Raw genomic sequence first — 1,822 nt, forward strand, 5'->3', positions numbered from 1 at the left:
CGGGAGTTTGACACTTCTTTTTTTATCATTGTAATATAAATCCTTTGTTTAAGCCGTTTGTGGCTTATTTTTTTGTCAATTTTTATGATTTTTATAGTGCTACTTTGTACGCTTTGTGATATAATAAAGAAAACGGATTTTATTACAGGAGAAAAGCGTTATGTACGTATCTATTACTGGAAATAAAGGCAATCAGGATGTCTACATCAAACAATCCTACCGCAAAGATAACGGTAAAACTTCTTCCCGTATCTACAAAAAACTTGGGAAGTATAATGATCTTCTGGCTCAGTTCTCCGGTGACGAGACTGCCATGATGGACTGGGCAAAAAAAGAAGCGGAAAAAGAAACTCTGCTCTACAACCAGCGTAAGGAAAGAATCACGGTCTCTTTTTCCCCTCTTGCCCGTATTCCACTGGACGAAGAACGTCTCTTCAACGTCGGCTATCTGTTCCTGCAACAGCTATGCACCGAACTGCGCCTCGACAACATCTGCAGAAATATCCGTAACCACCACCGGTTTACTTACGATTTCCATGCCATCCTTACGGATCTGATCTATGCCAGGATTCTTTCCCCTTCCAGCAAGCTCAGCAGTTTCTCTTACTGCCAGTCCTTACTGGAACCGCCAAAGTATTCCCTGCAGAATCTTTATCGTTCCCTTTCTGTTCTCGCAGAGGAATCCGATTACATTCAGGAGGAGCTTTACCAAAACTCCAACTTTGTCTATCCTCGTAACTCAAAAATCCTTTACTATGACTGTACCAACTATTATTTTGAGATTGAAGCCGAAGATGGCATGAAAAAGTATGGCAAAAGCAAGGAACACAGACCCAATCCCATCGTGACCATGGGACTGTTCATGGATGCAGACGGCATCCCCCTTTCCTTTGATCTGTATCCCGGAAATCAGAACGAACAGCTTACCCTGAAACCGCTAGAGACCAAAGTGATCCGGGATTTTAACTGCAGCGAGTTTATCTTCTGCTCCGATGCCGGGCTTGGCAGTAAGAGCAATCGTTTTTTTAACAGCTTTGGAAACAGGTCTTATGTGATCACGTATTCTTTGAAAAAAATGAGAAAAGAGGAACGTGAACTGGCGCTCCTGCCAACACAGTTCAAGATTCCTGGATTCCAGAAGTTCATAGACATTTCCACGCTGGATGAGACAGACCCCGAAGTGTACAACACTGTTTATTACAAAGAATACCCCATTGTCACAGGAGATATGGACGAAACCGTCATTATCACATACTCTCCCAAATACAAAGCATACCAGCAGAGGATCCGGGCAGGCCAGATCGAACGTGCCTTAAAGATCATGCAGTCTCCGGGCAAAGCCAGAAAAGGGAAAAATCCAAACGACCCTTCCCGTTTCATTCAGAAAACAGCAGTTACCGATGATGGCGAGATTGCCCAGAAACAGCTTTATGAATTAGATGAAGAACGCATACAGGAAGAATCCATGTATGATGGCTTTTACGCAGTTGTAACGAATCTGGAAGGAGATATCCGTGAAATCATCAACATCAACAAACGCCGCTGGGAGATCGAAGAAAACTTCCGGATCATGAAAACAGAATTCGAAGCAAGACCTGTTTTTGTAAGACGGGAGGACAGCATCAAATCCCACTTTTTAACCTGTTACATCAGCCTTCTGGTATACCGGCTGCTGGAAAAGAAGCTTTTAGAAGAATTCACCTGCAGCGAAATTTTGAAAACCCTCAGGGAAATGAACATGACCCTGCTGTCTAAAGATAGTGGCTACATCCCGTCCTACAAACGTACGAAACTGACAGATGCCCTGCATACAGCCTTTGGC

1 protein-coding gene is annotated in these 1,822 nt (G+C 43.5%); it reads left to right on the plus strand.

Translation table 11 applies throughout. From position 1 onward, the window contains the following. Nucleotides 1–160: 160 nt before the first annotated feature. Nucleotides 161–1,822 (plus strand): IS1634 family transposase (locus tag WJQ40_RS02115; RefSeq protein ID WP_337537743.1); only part of this gene is annotated, 1,662 nt, incomplete at its 3' end.

The sequence above is a fragment of the Suilimivivens sp. genome (assembly GCF_037359455.1).
In the GTDB taxonomy this organism is placed as follows: domain Bacteria; phylum Bacillota; class Clostridia; order Lachnospirales; family Lachnospiraceae; genus Suilimivivens; species Suilimivivens aceti.